Origin of the sequence: Frankia sp. R43 (genome assembly GCF_001306465.1) — a bacterium.
Classification (GTDB): Bacteria; Actinomycetota; Actinomycetes; order Frankiales; family Frankiaceae; genus Parafrankia; species Parafrankia irregularis.
On record NZ_LFCW01000008.1, the window covers coordinates 1 to 15,476 of the forward strand.

At 70.1% G+C, this 15,476-nt stretch carries 13 protein-coding genes and 1 tRNA gene; 7 read left to right on the forward strand and 7 right to left on the reverse strand.

Annotation, left to right across the window (positions count from 1 at the left end; translation table 11 throughout):
• Positions 1–267: 267 nt before the first annotated feature.
• Complete coding sequence (locus tag ACG83_RS30155) at positions 268–1,203, reverse strand: MurR/RpiR family transcriptional regulator (RefSeq protein WP_235498281.1); 936 nt, start codon at positions 1,201–1,203, stop codon at positions 268–270.
• A 220-nt stretch (positions 1,204–1,423) separates the two neighbouring features.
• On the opposite strand from ACG83_RS30155, the gene ACG83_RS30160 reads away from it, so the two are divergent.
• The 6 genes from ACG83_RS30160 (at position 1,424) to ACG83_RS30185 (ending at position 8,197) form a co-directional block, all read left to right on the forward strand.
• Complete coding sequence (locus ACG83_RS30160; RefSeq protein ID WP_235498282.1) at positions 1,424–2,644, forward strand: ABC transporter ATP-binding protein; 1,221 nt, start codon at positions 1,424–1,426, stop codon at positions 2,642–2,644.
• Positions 2,645–2,788: 144 nt separating this feature from the next.
• Positions 2,789–4,168, forward strand: coding sequence for an ABC transporter substrate-binding protein (locus tag ACG83_RS30165; protein WP_054569670.1), 1,380 nt, complete (start codon positions 2,789–2,791; stop codon positions 4,166–4,168).
• Between the two features lie 5 nt (positions 4,169–4,173).
• Complete coding sequence (locus tag ACG83_RS30170; protein ID WP_054569977.1) at positions 4,174–5,133, forward strand: tyrosine-protein phosphatase; 960 nt, start codon at positions 4,174–4,176, stop codon at positions 5,131–5,133.
• Positions 5,134–5,271: 138 nt separating this feature from the next.
• A complete protein-coding gene (locus tag ACG83_RS30175) occupies positions 5,272–6,144 on the forward strand; it encodes a metallophosphoesterase (RefSeq protein WP_054569671.1) in 873 nt (290 codons plus the stop codon).
• Between the two features lie 72 nt (positions 6,145–6,216).
• Positions 6,217–7,182, forward strand: a complete 966-nt coding sequence (locus ACG83_RS30180; protein WP_054569672.1) for a carbohydrate ABC transporter permease — start codon at positions 6,217–6,219, stop codon at positions 7,180–7,182.
• 13 nt (positions 7,183–7,195) lie between these two features.
• On the forward strand, positions 7,196–8,197 hold the full coding sequence (locus ACG83_RS30185) for a carbohydrate ABC transporter permease (protein ID WP_083473700.1): 1,002 nt from the start codon (positions 7,196–7,198) through the stop codon (positions 8,195–8,197).
• Between the two features lie 64 nt (positions 8,198–8,261).
• On the opposite strand, the gene ACG83_RS30190 is transcribed toward ACG83_RS30185, so the two are convergent.
• Both ACG83_RS30190 and ACG83_RS30195 read right to left on the reverse strand, forming a co-directional pair.
• A complete protein-coding gene (locus ACG83_RS30190) occupies positions 8,262–9,470 on the reverse strand; it encodes an ABC transporter substrate-binding protein (RefSeq protein ID WP_054569673.1) in 1,209 nt (402 codons plus the stop codon).
• A 322-nt stretch (positions 9,471–9,792) separates the two neighbouring features.
• Positions 9,793–11,007 carry a cytochrome P450 gene (locus tag ACG83_RS30195; protein ID WP_054569979.1) on the reverse strand — a complete coding sequence of 405 codons (1,215 nt, stop codon included), beginning with the start codon at positions 11,005–11,007 and terminating at the stop codon, positions 9,793–9,795.
• A gap of 347 nt (positions 11,008–11,354) precedes the next feature.
• Here ACG83_RS30195 and ACG83_RS30200 point away from each other — a divergent pair, with 347 nt between their 5' ends.
• The gene (locus tag ACG83_RS30200) at positions 11,355–12,179 is read left to right on the forward strand and encodes a methyltransferase domain-containing protein (protein ID WP_054569674.1); all 825 of its coding nucleotides are present in this window, start codon (positions 11,355–11,357) and stop codon (positions 12,177–12,179) included.
• Between the two features lie 10 nt (positions 12,180–12,189).
• Here ACG83_RS30200 and ACG83_RS30205 read toward each other — a convergent pair whose 3' ends face one another.
• The 4 genes from ACG83_RS30205 to ACG83_RS30220 form a co-directional block, all read right to left on the reverse strand.
• The gene (locus tag ACG83_RS30205) at positions 12,190–12,840 is read right to left on the reverse strand and encodes an MOSC domain-containing protein (protein WP_054569675.1); all 651 of its coding nucleotides are present in this window, start codon (positions 12,838–12,840) and stop codon (positions 12,190–12,192) included.
• Positions 12,841–12,912: 72 nt separating this feature from the next.
• Positions 12,913–13,161 carry a hypothetical protein gene (locus tag ACG83_RS30210; protein ID WP_235498283.1) on the reverse strand — a complete coding sequence of 83 codons (249 nt, stop codon included), beginning with the start codon at positions 13,159–13,161 and terminating at the stop codon, positions 12,913–12,915.
• Between the two features lie 693 nt (positions 13,162–13,854).
• Positions 13,855–13,918 (reverse strand) — tRNA-Lys (locus ACG83_RS44660).
• Between the two features lie 670 nt (positions 13,919–14,588).
• Complete coding sequence (locus tag ACG83_RS30220; RefSeq protein WP_054569678.1) at positions 14,589–15,371, reverse strand: lytic transglycosylase domain-containing protein; 783 nt, start codon at positions 15,369–15,371, stop codon at positions 14,589–14,591.
• Positions 15,372–15,476 lie beyond the last annotated feature (105 nt).

Sequence of the window (15,476 nt, forward strand, 5' to 3'; positions counted from 1 at the left end):
CGGCTCCGGCGGCGTTGTCGGCCGTGCCCGGCGTTCCGTACTACACCGGCTGACCGGTTCCGCTCATCGAGAAGCCGTAAAGATCACCGGTGCCATGCAGGCACCGGGCCCGGGGAAGGCAGTCCGGGCACTCCGCTGGAAACGCGGCCTGACCCCCGCGTCAGCACAGTCGCGTCGCGCCGCAGGGCGTGCGAATACGAGTGGACATCCGTCCGACTCGCTTCGCACGCCCTGCGGCGTTGCTGTTCAGGCCGTGCCCCGCAGATCTCAACGGGTGGTCCGTCGCCGTGGCGACGACGGAGCCTCGGTGCGCAGCTGGTGGTCGAGCACTTCCTTGATCGCGACCGCGTTGCGGGCGGAGGCGTCCGCGGGAATCCGGAGCATCACCGCGAGCTGCAGTGCGTTCAGGAGCAGCAACGATGACAGTCTGCTGGCGATCGTCTCGCTGCCCAGGGGCAGGCCTGGCGTTCCCACCACCAGCAGCACCGTCGCGAGTTCGGTGATCGGCCCCGCCGAGTAGCTGGTGATCGCGATCACCGGCGCGCCCGCGGCACGCGCCGCCTCCGCCGCCCGCAGGGTCGGCTCGTTCGCCCCACTGCTGGTGATCACCATGCAGACATCGGTCGGGGCCAGCAGCCGGGCCGCGAGCGCCTGCGTGATCGAGTCGGTCGGGGCCTCGGCCGGTCGGCCGATGGTGATGAAGCGCAGCGCGGCGTCCTGAGCGACCGGCGCCGAGCCGCCGTTGCCGACGAGCAGCAGCCGGTTCGCGTGCACCAGCAGGTCGACCGCCGGCGCGAGCGCGCTGCGGTCCAGCGGCCCGAGGGCGTCGGTCAGCGCCTCCGCCGCGGTCGCGAAGACTGCGTCGACGACCCGCTCGGGCGGGTCGTCGGGGAGCGGTGCCCGCGCGTCACGCAGCGAGAGAGCCCCGGCCTGGCGGGCAAGCTCCAGCCTCATGTGCTGGAAGCCCCGGAATCCGAGGTGCTGGCAGGCGCGTACGACGGTCGCCGTCGACACTCCCGCCGCCGCGGCCAGCTCGGCGACCGACCACTGAACGACATCGTCCGGTTGGGCCAGGCACACCTCCGCCACTCGCCGTTCGCTGCGGATCAGCCCCGGCAGCGCGGCCTGGACGACGGCGAACAGCCCGCCGGGCAGCGGGGCCCCTGCCGGCGCGGTGGACGTGTCGTTCCCGGGTGTCGCCATGCAGCATTTCATACACGGCTCAGGCGACCCGGCGTACTGACGATCAAGATTTCCGTGACCAGAGCCGGGCGGATGCCTCTGACCTGCATCGTCGCGCAAGTTACCGCGCCCGTTCCTCCGTCCGTCCCGGTTTGTTCATCTGGCTGGCCGACCCTTCCTCATGTAACAGCAAGCCATGACAGTTTCGAATCTTGAAACCGTGGTACACGAAGGGGGCCGGGTGGCTGGGATCAGGATCGAGGGCCTTACCAGGCAGTTCGGGTCCGTTCACGCTGTCGAGGACATCTCGATGGAGATCGCCGATGGCGACTTCCTGGTGCTGCTCGGACCGAGCGGATGCGGCAAGACGACCCTGCTCCGGATGATCGCCGGCCTGATCGAGCCGACGGCGGGGCGCGTTCTGCTGGGAGACACCGACATCACCTACGCGCCGGCGCGGGACCGTGACCTGGCCATGGTGTTCCAGAGCTACGCGCTCTACCCCCATCTCACCGTCGAGCGGAACATCGGTTTCCCGCTGCGCGCGGCCCGGCTGCCGAAACGGGAGATCGCCGAGCGGGTCCGCGAGGTCGCCGGCCAGCTGGAGCTCACCGCGCTGCTGGGGCGACGTCCCAAGGAGCTCTCCGGTGGGCAGCGCCAGCGAGTCGCCCTCGGCCGCGCGCTGGTGCGCAAACCGCAGGCGTTCCTCATGGACGAGCCGCTGTCCAACCTCGACGCCAAGCTGCGCACCGCGACCCGGACCGAGCTGTCGGCGCTGCACCACCGCCTCCGTTCGACGTTCGTCTACGTCACGCACGACCAGGTCGAGGCCATGACGATGGCGACCAGGGTCGCGCTGCTCAACGGTGGACGTCTCGAGCAGATCGGCACCCCGACCGAGGTGTACGACAATCCCGCCTCGGTGTTCGTCGCGGGCTTCCTCGGCTCGCCGCCGATGAACCTGCTCTCGGCCCGGATCTCCGAACGCGCCGGCCGGCTGCGCGTGGCGGCCACGGACCTGGAGATCCCACTGTGGGCCGGCTCGGACGCCGCCCGGGACGTGACGGTCGGCCTGCGCCCGGAACACCTGCGGGTCGTCCGCGACGCCGATGGCTCGGCTGCGCCCGCCGACACAGCTACGCCAGCCGGGTCGGCCGCGCCAGCCGGATCGGCCGAGCGGGCACGGCTGCGGGGAGTCGTCACCGGCGTCGAGAACCTCGGTGGTGAGGAGGTCGCGTGGTGTGAGATCGGCGGCCAGCCGGTCGCGCTGCGCGGGCCGCGCCCGGTCGGGTTGAGCCGGGGCGACGCCGTCACGCTCACCGTCGACCTCGGCCAGGTGCACCTCTTCGACCGCACCAGCGGCCGCCGCCTCGCCTGGCAGCCCACCCCGGACGACGCCAGCCCGCGGCACACACCGAGTACACAGCACCTGCCGCAGCAGCCCGTCGCCGCCGCGGTCTGACGCGGACCTCCAGGCCTCCGGACCTCCAGGCCGCCGAGACGCCAGGCCGCCGCTTCCCCGCGATCAACGTTTCCCGTTCGTCCCGTTCATCCCGTTCGTTCGATCACCCTTCATTCGCCACGCCATCATGCAGAGGAGCATCACGTGGCCAGACCACGCCTGTCGCTCGCCGCGGCCGGCATCGCGCTCGTCGCGCTGACCGCCGGGGCCTGCGCGACATCGTCCTCACCCGCCGCCTCGACGACGGACGCCGCCGGATCCACCAGCACGATTCCCGAGCTCTCCGCGGACCAGAAGGTCTCGATCGTCTTCGAGAGCTACAACCTGACGTCCACCGGCACCTGGAAGCCGGCGATCGAGGGCCTGCTCGCCGAGTTCCAGAAGGAACACCCCAACATCACGGTCAAGGCGCAGCCGCCGCAGGGCGCCAGCCAGACCGACATCGTCGGAAGCATCAAGAACCAGGCCCTCGCCGGCAATCCGCCGGACGTCGCCCAGGTCACCTTCAACGCGCTCAGCTTCGCCGCCACCAGCCTGGGCGCCCAGCCCATCGACACGCTGGTCGGCAAGGACGCCGTCCAGGCGAACTTCGAAGGTGACCATCCCTTCGCCGAGTCCGCGCGCACACTCGGTGACGTCAACGGGCACACCTACGCGGTTCCGTACGTCTTCTCCACCCCGGTGCTCTGGTACAACGCCAGCCTGTTCCGGCAGGCCGGGCTCGACCCGGAGAAGCCCCCGACGACCTGGGCCGAGGTGAAGACGGCCGCGACCGCCATCAAGGAGAAGACCGGCAAGGGCGGCGTCCTGATCGACTGCCTGACGAAGTCCTCCGGTGACTGGTGCTTCCAGTCGCTGGTGCTCTCCAACGGCGGCCGGGTGCTCTCCGAGGACGGCACGAAGCTGACGTTCGCCGAGTCGGGGGCCGTCGGAGCCGTCCAGATGGCGGCTGACCTGGTCAAGGCGGGTGTGAGCCCGAACCTGTCGCAGGCGCAGGCGTTCGAGACGTTCGGTCGCGGTGACCTCGGCATGCTTCTGGAGACGAGCGCCGTCCAGGGACTGTTCATTCAGCAGTCCCAGGCCGGGGGCTGGGAGCTGCGGGCGGCGGCCGAGCCCGGCTTCGGCTCGAAGGCCGCGGTACCGACGAACTCCGGCTCCGGCCTGACGATCCTCTCGACCGACCCGGCCAAGCAGCGGGCCAGCTGGGAGCTCATCAAGTTCCTCACCAGCGACCGTGCCTACACCGTGATCTCGTCGAAGATCGGCTACCTGCCGCTGCGGCCGAGCCTCGTCGACGACCCGGCCACGCTCAAGGACTGGGCCGACAAGAACCCCCTGATCAAGCCGAACCTCGCGCAGCTGACCCGGCTCAAGCCGTGGGTCTCCTTCCCCGGTGACGACTACCAGCAGATCGGCGACCTGATGATGACCGCGGTCGAAAGCGCGGTCTACGGCGGCAAGGACGCGAAGTCCACCCTGGCCGAGGCCCAGCGTCAGGCCAACGATCTCCTCCCAACGAAGTGAGCGAGATGACCATCGACACCGTTGAGAACACCGAGGTCACCGAGAGCGCCGAGAGCGCCGAGAGCGCCGAAACCGTCGAGATCGCTGAGAGCGCCGAGAGCGACCGGCGCGGGCTTGAGCTGCCCGGCGCCGTCAACCTTCGCGACGTCGGCGGCTACCGCACCGCGGACGGGCGCCGGGTGCGCTGGCGCACGCTGCTGCGCTGCGGCGCGATGCACGCCCTGACCGACACCGCCCGGGCCCGGTTCGCCCAGTTCGGCCTGCGCTCGGTCATCGACCTGCGGGAAGCCGGCGAGCGCGCGCAGGAACCGGACGCGCTGGGGCAGCTCCCGGCCCGCTCGGTGTGGGTACCGATCTACACGGTTCCCCCGGCGGACGCCGCCCCGACGGACGCCACCCCCGCGACGGCCCAGGCCAACACGGCACAGGCAGCCGCCGCCGCCCCGGGCGCCGCGGCGGCGGCCGGCGCCAACGCGGCGATGGACGTCCTGCGCGGCGCCGGCGCCGCTGTCAGCCTGCAGGCGATCTACGACTTCGCCGTGGACAACCGCGGCGACCGGCTCACCGCCGCGGTGCTCGCCCTGGCCGAACCCGGTGCACTGCCCGGCATCGTGCACTGCAGCGCCGGCAAGGACCGGACGGGAATGGTCGTCGCGATGGTCCTCGACCTGTGCGGGGTGCCGGACGAGACCATCGCCGCCGACTTCGCGCTGACGGCCCGCTACCTGCGGGAGGAGGCGATCGCCGCGGTGCGGCAGCTGACCGGGGCCGGCGACGGCGCCGGCCCCGGCTCCGGCGGCCTCCCGACGGACGTGATGGCCTGCCCGCCCCAGCTCATCCTCGACACGCTGGAACGCATCCGGGCCCGGCACGGCGACGTCCGCGGCTACCTGTTGGCGCACGGCGCGACCCCGCAGGCCCTCGACCGACTGGTCGAGGCACTGCTGACCGACGACAACCAGTGACCGACAGCAGCCGATAGCCGACAACAGCCGGTGACCGGCGACAACCGGTGACCGACGATGTTTCGACGGCCTGACGCCTCTCCCGCGCAGGTCTCCCCCGCGCAGACCTCGACTCCGCTTCGCACGGAAGGCCGAACCATGTTCCTGATTCCCGAGCCGCAGAAGCTCACCCACACCGTGATCCAGATCAGCGACACCCACATCGTGCCCGAGGGCTCACTGATGATGGGCAAGGTCGACACCCACGCCAACCTGGTCGCCGCGCTGGAGCAGGTGGAGAAGTCCGGCGTCCAGGTGGACGCACTGCTGCTCACCGGCGACCTCGCCGACAAGGGCGAGCTCGACGCCTACCGCCGCCTGCGGGACACCGTCGAGCCCGTCGCCGAGCGGATCGGCGCGCCGGTGCTCTACGTGATGGGCAACCACGACAGCCGCGGGCCGTTCCGCGAAGGGCTGCTCGGCGCCGAGCCGACCGCCGACACCCCGCACGACTACGTGCACTGGGCGGGTGACCTGCGCATCATCGTCCTCGACAGCACCGAGCCGGACGAGCACGCCGGCCTGCTCTCCGACGCGCAGCTGGGCTGGCTCGCCGACGAGCTCGCCACCGCCGCGCCCGCGGGCACGGTACTCGCCCTGCACCACCCGCCGGTGCCCTCGCCCGTCGAGATGCTCAACGGGATGATCCTCAGCCAGTCGGCCGAGCTCGCCGACGTCCTGCGCGGCAGCGACGTCAAGATCGTGGTCTGCGGGCACGCGCACCACGCCTCCGCCGGGAGCATCGGCGGGGTGCCGGTGTGGGTCGCCGGCGCGACCGCCTACAGCGCGCGCACCCTCGGCCCCGCCGACCAGTTCGCCGGCCTGACCGGCGGTTTCTACACCCGGCTGGACGTCTTCCCGCTCGGCGCCGTCGCGACCTCGGTACCGGTCGACCCGGGTGCCGCGGTCTACGAGATGAACCTGGCCGACATGGCCGAGCTTGCCGCGGAGTACGGGCTCACCTCCGCCTGATCCATCCGTCCGGGCACCGCTGACGCGGTGGAGAAGACCGAGGAAGCAAGCGGAGAGTAAGGAGCACGACCCGTGTTCGTCGAAGCCGCGCTGACCGCGGCGACGGCGGCGCCCACGAGCCCGGCCGGGCCTGGCCAGGTCTCGGCCACCCGGCCGGGCCTGGCCCACCGGCTACGCGGCGCCGCACCGCCCTATCTCTACCTGCTCCCGGCGCTGGCATGCCTGGTGCTGTGGACCTACAAGCCGCTGGTCGAGGCGGCGCAGCTGTCCGTCTACCACTGGAACCTGCTGCCCACCTCGCCGAAGACCTACGTGGGGCTGGCGAACTTCCAGCGGGTTCTGCAGCTCCCGCAGCTTCGCGGCGCGGCGCTGAACACCCTCTGGTACGTCCTCGGCCTGCTGCCGTTCTCCATCGTGCTGCCCACGGTGATCGCGCTGGTCACCCGCCGGCTGGGGGAACGCAGCCGGACGGCCTACCGCGCGATGGTCTTCGTCCCGATGCTGGTCGCGCCGGTGGCGACCGCGGCCGTGTGGCGCTGGCTGTATGACCCGTCCGGGCTGTTGAACCGCCTGTTCGGGCTGGGCGATCACAACTGGCTGCGGGAGGAGTCGACGGCGCTGCCGGCCGTGCTCGCGATCTGCGCCTGGCAGATGCTCGGATTCGCGGTGCTCGTCGTCTCGGCGGGGCTGTCCGGGATCAGCCCCGACTACGCCGAGGCCGCCGAGATGGACGGGGCGTCCCGCTGGCAGATCCTGCGCTGGATCACGCTGCCGCTGCTGCGGCCGACCCTGCTGTTCATGCTGTTGATGACGGTGCTGCTGTCAGGCCAGTGGACCTTCCCGCTGATCGACGTGCTCACCCAGGGTGGCCCGGCGGACAGCACGACCAACGTCTACTACCTGCTGTGGGAGTTCGGCTTCCGCAGCATGGACTCCGGACTGGCCTCCGCCGCCGGGCTCGTGTTCTTCGGCTGCTTCGGTCTGCTCGCCGCCGGCCTGGTGAAGCTCGCTGACCGCTTCAGCTTCCATGACGACTGAGGAACTCCGCGAAATGAGCATCTCCGAGCCCCTCGCCGCACCCTCCGCCTCGACTGGCACAGCCGCTCGCTCGGCAGCTGCCCGTTCTTCGGCTGGCGCTGCCGAGGAGGACGCAGTTGCCGAGGAAGACGCAGCTGCCGCGGTCTCCTGCTCGGCGGGGGCGGGCACGGCGGAGACAGGAGACGGCGCCGCGGCCGGGACCTCGCGGCGGCGCTGGCTGCCCGCATCCGGCCGCCATCTGCTGATGATCGTGCTGAGCCTGTTCAGCCTGTTCCCCATCTACTGGATGTTCGCCAGCTCGTTCCGACGCCCCGGCGACGTCAACGACAACTCGCTGTTCCCGTGGCCGCTGAGCCTGGAGAACTATCGGATCGTCTTCGATTCCCTGGACGTCGGAACCCTGCTCGCGAACACCTTTGTGATCGCCGCGGTGACCGCGGTGGGCCAGCTCCTCGTCTGCCTGCTGGCCGCGTACGCGTTCGCCGCGTGGGATTTCCGCGGGAAAGGGCTGCTGTTCCTGCTCTTCGTCGCCACCTGGCTGGTGCCGTTCCAGGTGACGATGGTTTCGAACTACCTGGTGCTGTCGAACATCGGGCTGCTCAACACCCTCGCCGGCGTGATCGTGCCCAACCTGTGCTCGGCGCTGGCCGTGCTGATGCTCCGCCAGCACATGCAGGCTTTTCCCCGCGAGCTGCTCGACGCGGCCAAGATGGACGGACGCGGGTCCTGGACGACGTTGTGGACCGTGGTGATCCCGAACCTGCGCCCGGTTCTCGCCTCGCTGTCGATCCTGCTGTTCATCACGGCCTGGAACGACTATCTGTGGCCCGCGCTCGTGCTGCCCCGCGCGAACTCGGTGGTGCAGCTGGGCATCCGCAGCTTCCTGGGCGCCGAGGGCGACGCCTGGGGCGCGATCATGGCGGCGTCCGGGCTGGCCTGCCTGCCCATCTTCGCCATCTACCTGGTGATGCAGCGGCAGGTCATCGACGCGTTCGTCCGCTCCGGGCTGCGCTGACCCGCGGCCAGTGCTCGGTGCGGCCGACAGCGACGTCGGCCGCACCGGGACGCGCGGGTAGCGGTTACTGGCCGGTCGTACCGTCGTTACACAGGCGCTCGTTGACGAGCTCGAACGCGGACCCCGCCGCGTTGATCTGCACGAAGGACATGCAGGGCGCCGGCTGCGTCGCGTTGGTGGCGAAGTCGACCGTCTCGATCAGGCCGCCCGCGTTGTACTGGTGCACCTGCCTGAGCCCGGTTATGAAACTGTCCCGGGTGGGGCAGTCACCCGCGACCTCCAGCCCCTTCACGAACATGTCGGCGTAGATGTAGCCCCACATGGCCCACTGCTGGTCCGACTGGGTCTCGGGCGAAAAGGTCGCCATCGCCTTCCGGTAGGTGTCAATGGCGGCGTCGGGCGACTCGAACGGGCGGAAGTGCACGTCGAACGAGACGCCGGCCAGCTTCTGGCCCAGCGACTGGAGCACCGTCTGGTCATAGCCGGTGAGCGAGATCGTCGCCTTGAGCGGCATGCCGATGTCCCGCGCCGCACCGATCAGGTTGGCGAGGTCGGTGGGAACGGTGAAGCCGATCAGCGCATCGACGTCCGCGTCCTTCAGCCTGCCCATGATCTGGGTCGGACTGTCCACGCTCGCCACGTAGGGCGTCATGTCCGTGGTGTCCAGCCCGATCGCCGCGAACGCCCGCAGGTACTTCTGCGCGGCCTGCGTCGTGGACTCGGCCGTGCCCGTCATCACGAAGCCGACCTTCGTGGCGCCGGCGTTCATGAAATACCGGCCGATGGCCGTCGGATCCGAGATGTAGCTGTACGCGAAGAGATTGCTGTAGGACGACCACGACGGCAGCGCGAACCCCACGACGGGAACGCCGTCCTTCTGCAGCCCGTCCAGCGCGCCGGTCAGCGCCGTGGTGATGGGAAGAATACCGAAGACGGACTCCTTCTGGACGAGCTCGTTGGCGGCCCTGACGCTCTCCTCCGGCTGGCTTGCGTCGTCCCGCCAGGTGTACTCGATGTCGCGCCCGTGGACGCCGCCGTTTGCGTTGGCCAGCCTGAATCTTGCGTTCACGCCCGCACGGGCGGACGAGAAGGCATCGCTGCCGCTCCCCGAATCCGAAATGACGACGCCGGCCTCGACCTTGTCCGCGGTGACACCGGGACTGGTGCAGGACGCCTCCGGAGCACTCGTGTCGGACGACCCCCCACAGGCCGCCACCACGGCCAGCAGGGCACCCACCACAACAGTTCGTAAAATCCTTGTTGCTTTTTTCATGGTCGTTTGCTCTCCGAGACGAACACCGCAATCGGCAGTGGAGCCAACCCCCCGGTCGCCGCAGAGAAGGCCCCTTCCTCGAATGCGTGGCACAGCCGCTCCGCAGCCACCAATGCCCGCCCGGCTTTTGGTGCAGCCCGCATGCTAATACGCCGCCTGCCCCTCGCAATCAGCCGCACCTGGCAGGACGGCGGTGGGCGGTGAGGCCGGCCGGCTCCCTCGTGGCTCGGCCCTGGGAAGCCTCAGGCCTGGCAAACCTCGCACCTGGCAAGGCTCAGGCCTGGAGAGGCTCAGGTTTGGAGAGGCTCAGGTTTGGAGAGGCTCAGGCCCGAAGGCGGACCGGGAGCGTGTCCAGGCCGTGGATGGCGACCGTGTCACGCCAGCCAGGCTCGTCGGTCAGTGCCAGGCCGGGCGCACGGCGCAGGAGGGTGTCGATCGCGATCTCGGTCTCCAGCCGGCCGAGGTGCGCGCCGAGGCAGTAGTGCGGCCCACCGCTGAACGAAAGGTGGCGCGGCGCCGGGGCCCGGCCGGCGAACCGGGTGATGTCCAGGCGGTCCGGGTCGGTGTACACGTCCGGGTCGCGGTTCGCGGCCGCGGTCAGGATGACGATGCCGTCGCCGCGGGCGAACGTGTGCCCAGCGACCTCGCGTTCGGCCAGTGCCACCCGGTGGGTGAACTGCACCGGCGGCTCGTACCGCAACAGCTCGTCGACGGCGGGTGCCGCCAGATCCGGGTCGGCGAGCCACCGCTGGACCTGGTCGGGGTTGCGCAGCAGGGCGACGACGCTCTTGCCGATCACGTCCGAGATCGTCTCGTAGCCGCCGATCAGCAGCCCGACGGCGAGCCCGAGCGGCTCGCGACCGCCGTTCAGCTGGCCTTCGTCCTGGGCCGCACACAGCCCGGTCAGTATGTCGTCGCGCGGATCGACGCGCCGCCGGGCGAGCAGCGCGGCGAAGTAGGCCTCGAACTCCGCCATGGCCGCCGGCCTGCGAGCCAGGCTCTCGGGAGTCTGCAGGATGTCCGGGTCCGTACCGCGGACGATCTCCAACGACCACTTCTGGACCAGGGTGTGGTCCTCGCGCGGTATGCCGAGCAGGTCTCCGATGATGGTCAGCGGCAGCGGACGCGCGAACGCCTCCATCAGGTCCACCTCGCCGGCCTCGATCGCCGCGTCGAGCAGCCTGTTGACGAGACTCTCGATCCGATCATGGATTCCGGCCGTGGTGCGCGGCATGAAGGCGCTCTTGACCAGGCCTCTCACCCGGGTGTGGTTCGGCGGATCCATCCGCAGCATCGACCCGGGAACGTCGTCGGGATCTACGCCCGGCCGGAACGGGTTTATGCCGTCCTCGTACCCGTGCCCCCACAGCGGGTCCGCGAAGACCGCCGCGCACTCCCGGTAACGGGTCGCCATGAGGATGTCCGGCCGCAGCGGGTAGAGCGCTGTGTACTCACGGACGGCCGCGTACCGGGGGTAGGGGTTCGACCGGTGCGCCGGGTGGAAGGCGTCGAAGACAACCTGCGGAACAGTGGACACGTCCACGTCCTCTCTCAGAGCATCCTCCGCCGACCGGTTCCGGTGCCGGATCCGGCACCGGCGGCACTGGCGGCACCGGAAACACTGCCGTGATCAGAACCGCCATCATTCCAGCGCTCCGGGCACCGGCCGCGCTGGTTCTCCGTACCAGGCAGGGAAACCTATGAGCCAATAGGAAGCGCGGATGACCGAGGAGAGATCCGCAAGCCACGAAAGAATACGAGGAGGATCCATCCGGCCTGATCAACAATGAGCCTTTTCCATCTCACACTCGTCAGGCGCTGTTGCTGCGGCTCGGATCCGACGGTGGAGAAGGCTTAATCAACCGACCAAACAGGTGCGAGTCGATGACGGAAAAGGCTCAGTCGTCCTCCTACGTTCTGGACCAGGCGCATCCGGACGAGCGATCACGCCTCGAGGCGATGGCACACATGTGGGATCCGGGCACGATGCGGCTGGTGGCCGGCCTGGGGATCGGGCCGGGGCACCGCTGCCTCGAGGCCGGGGCGGGCACCGGCTCGGTTGCCCGAGCCCTCGCCGGGGTTGTGGGCCCGGCCGGCCAGGTTCTCGCCGTCGACCGTGACACCCGCTTCCTCGACCAGCTGCCACCGCAGGTCGAGGTGCGGCGGATGGACGTCATGGTGGACGACCTGCCCCGGCGCAGCTTCGACCTCGTCCACGCGCGGCTTCTGGTCGCGCACCTCCACCCGCACCCGGACGCGCTGCGGCGGCTCGCAGAGGCAGTCGCGCCAGGTGGCTGGCTGCTGGTCGAGGAGGTCGACTGGACCTGCGCCGACCTCCTCGTCCCGGCCGCACCGGTGCACACGGCGATGATCCGGGCCCTGCAGAAGGTCATGGCCGGTGCGGCCGGTGGCGAGGCAGCCGGCTTCGACGCGACCTACGGGCGCCGGCTGCTCGGCGATGTGCTCAGCCTGGGGCTCACCGACGAGTCGGCGCAGTACCAGGGCGTCCAGACCCTCGGCGGCACCGATTCCTGGCTCGCCTGGCGGCTGCTCGTGGAACGGTTCCAGCGAGACATCGTCGCCGCGGGTCTGCTGACCGAGGGCGAGGTCGAGGCGTGGTGGGCCGTCAGCCGTGACGAAAGCCGCCTCGTCGTGAGCGTGCCGATGTTCGCGGCCTGGGCGCGCCGACCGCGGCTCGACGCGCCCTGAGGCCGATCGCCTATGCGGTCGTACGCCTGCGGGCCCGGTCCTTGCTCTCCTCCGGCAGCGCGTCGGCGACCAGCAGCCGCGGCAGCAGCTCCGGTTCACGTGTCATCGCACGGAAGACGAGCGCGACGGTGACGTCGTGGTCAGGCCGGTGCACGACCTCGACCGGATCGCCGGCGCGAATGTCTCCGGGCTCGATCACACGAAGGTAGGCGCCGGGCAGTGCCGCCTGCGTGAACCTCCTGATCCAGCCGTCCCGCTCCAGCCAGCCCTGAAACGTCGCACACGGGATCCGCGCGCACGACACCTCGAGGACGACGTCCGGCCCGACGCGCCAACGTTCACCGATCAGGGCACCGTTGACGTCGAGGCCGGCTGTCGTGAGGTTCTCCCCGAAGACGCCGTTCGCGAGCGGCCGGTCCAGCTCGGCCTCCCACCCGTCGAGATCCTCACGGGCGTAGGCGTAGACGGCCTGGTCAGTGCCACCGTGGTGCTTCACGTCGTAGACCCGGTCGCCGGCGAGCCCGACCGCCCCGGTGCCTTTGGGGCCGGGGGCGGTGACGGCGACCGGGCCGGCGACGGGCCGCTTGTCGATACCGGTCGAACCGTGGCCCTTCCAGAGGTTGGGGCGCGGCCTGCCGACGTTGACGGAGAGCACCTTCACGGCGCCAACGCTACGGCTGTCACACCCGGAGGGCGACGTGCCTTCCCTGCCAGTGGCCCCTGCCACTGCCGCCTAGGCTTCCTGCGACTGGCCGCGGAGACGTCGCTGCGCATTCCAGGCATCCACCGTCGAACGGCGCCAACGCGGGCGGCGACGGTGGACGGGCTTGTCGTCATCCGGCTCGTCCGGGGCCGGCGCGGTTCCGTCCGCGACCTCGGCACGCCACGACGACGCCGTCAGGCGCAGGTGATTGGCCACCTCGATAACGGTCATCAGCGGGTCGGCGTCCATCTGGCCATGGTGCCGGGCGAAGCCGCCCATCATGGAGCATCACCCACCCACAGGTGGTCTGGCGTCGTCACAGCCAACAGCTCCGAGTTCGGCGGAGCTCCCGGCCTGAGCAAGCAGAACTGGACGGCCTGACCGCGCCGACTCGAGCTGAATGCAGTGGCGCTGATCAGGAAGTCACGCGGAGGGGTTGCGTGGGGAGAACCTACCGCCGGACTGGCCCTGGGCTCGCGTCCGTGTCGATGCCCGACGGTTACCGGAACGCGGCGGACGGCGCTGTGTGGCGGTGAAGGTCGGTTTCGCCTGGCCCGAAGGGCGGCGGTCGGCAGATCCGGATCCGGATCCGGGCCCGGGCTCCGTCGCGTCGGGAGCGTCGGCGTGGGTCTCGCCGAAGTCGGGCGCCTGGAAGAGGTTGCTGGTCAGCGGTGGCAGTGCCTGGCGCGGCCGGGGTTGTGTCGTGTCCGGTGCGGAGAACTGAGCAGTGGGTATAGCGATGAGAATCTCACTTTCGGGATGGGGACGCCGGTCGACGACCCGCCTGCTGATCGAAGGTGCGTTTTTGGATCAGGGATGCTCGCCACAGCCGCTATGCGGAGAAAATAGCCCGGCTACGGCAGGATCCGCGGGTGCCGCGAGATCGGATCCGCAAGTTCCCGGGGCCGGGAGAGATCGAACCACAAGACCCCAGGAAACCCTTGGCAAATGCGCGGAAACCACCTTGCGACGTGGGCCGTCAGGGACTCGAACCCTGAACTCACCGGTTAAAAGCCCGTAGGACGGCCTGCCGCCTAGTATCGCATAGTGCCGCCATGTGTGTGTTTGTGCAGGTCACGGGCACTCTGCATGTCGCGGGTGCCGGCGGCTGCCGGGTGGTGGTTCGTCGTCTGGGTTCACGACGTACACACCCCCCCGGCACGCGTGTCCGACGACCGTGGATCTTAGTCGATCACCGAACAGGCATGAGTCTACTACCGTCCCCGAGGTGGTCCAAGCCGGCGCCGGATCTGAAGGCGGTCGCGAACCAACCACTTGCGACCGGGCGAGGCAGCTCGACCTCGGGCGACTCCCTAACGTTGCCAGACAAGGCGTTGGCTGACTTGGAGGCGCCTACGGCCGGAGCCAGCGCGGGCCTCGTCGGCGAGCGTGTCGGGGCCCGTCGACCTGGTCCAGTCAGTCGGATCCGCTGGATGGTGTGGCGGTAGGTGTTTGGGTGAGTCGCCCGGCCGGCTGTGTGGCGGTTGGGTCGCCGACTGGGTCCTCGGCCGGCGACGGCGACTCGTCGAGTCCGTCGCCGGTCATCGACGGTGACACCTCGGGGGCCAGTGGTGAAGGTGCCAGTGGTGTGACCGATGGTGAGGTGGCTGGCGAGTTCGGCGTGACGGGCGTTGAGGGTGTGGTTGGTGGTGTCGGGTCTGGTGTCCGCGGGGTGAGCGGAATGATCGTGACCCCAGGGATGGTCCTCAGGGTGGGGGATGAGGCTGGCGTGGGCGGGTCGGGATCGGGGGAAGGCGCCGGTTCTGTGGTCGGTGGGTGTGCGGGTGAGGTGGCGGGCGGGTGGGGGTTGGGGGTGTCCACGAGGTCGGGGTATCGGGTAGGGCGGTGGGGTTGGTGTGCTGGTAGCCGTTCATCCAGGTGAGGACGGTGCGGAGGTAGGCGTTCGACGGGTTGTAGGCGAGGATCGCGGCGCGGAGCTGGGTGGGGTCGGTGAGGTCGCGGCCGTGGGCGCAGAGGAAGTAGGCGGCGGCGAGGGTGGCGTCGTGGATGTTGTGGGGGTTCTTGAGGCCGTCGTTGTTGCCGTCGCGGCCGGAGGCGGCCCAGGTGGTGGGGATGAACTGCATGGGGCCGACGGCGCGGTCGTAGGTGGTGTCGTGGTCGAGGGCGCCGTGGTCGGTGTCGTGGATGAGCGCGACGCCGGCGGTGCCGTTGAGGGGTGGGCCGAGGATGGGGCGGGTGATGGTGCCGTCGGAGCTGATCGGGCGGCCGGCGGCGTGGCCGGATTCGACCTTGCCGATGGCGGCGAGGAGTTGCCAGGGCAGGTGGCAGTGGGGTTCGGTCTCGGTGAGCTGGTTGGCGGTCTGCTGGTAGGCGGCCAGGAGCCGGGCGGGGATGCCCTGGTCGGCGGCTGTCAGGGTGACGGTGCTGGTGATGGTCGCGGGTGAGGCGGCGGCGACGGCCAGGTCCTGGACGCTCGGGGCAACGGGTGGGGAGGTGCCGTCGCCACCGTCGGGCGTGGGTGTGGGCATGGTCCAGCTGCCGGGGCGGGCCGGGCCGGTGCCAGCCGGGTCGAGCTTGTCGGCGGGGTCGCGGGGGCCGGCCGCGGTGCAGAACAGCAGCAGGCTGGTGGCGAG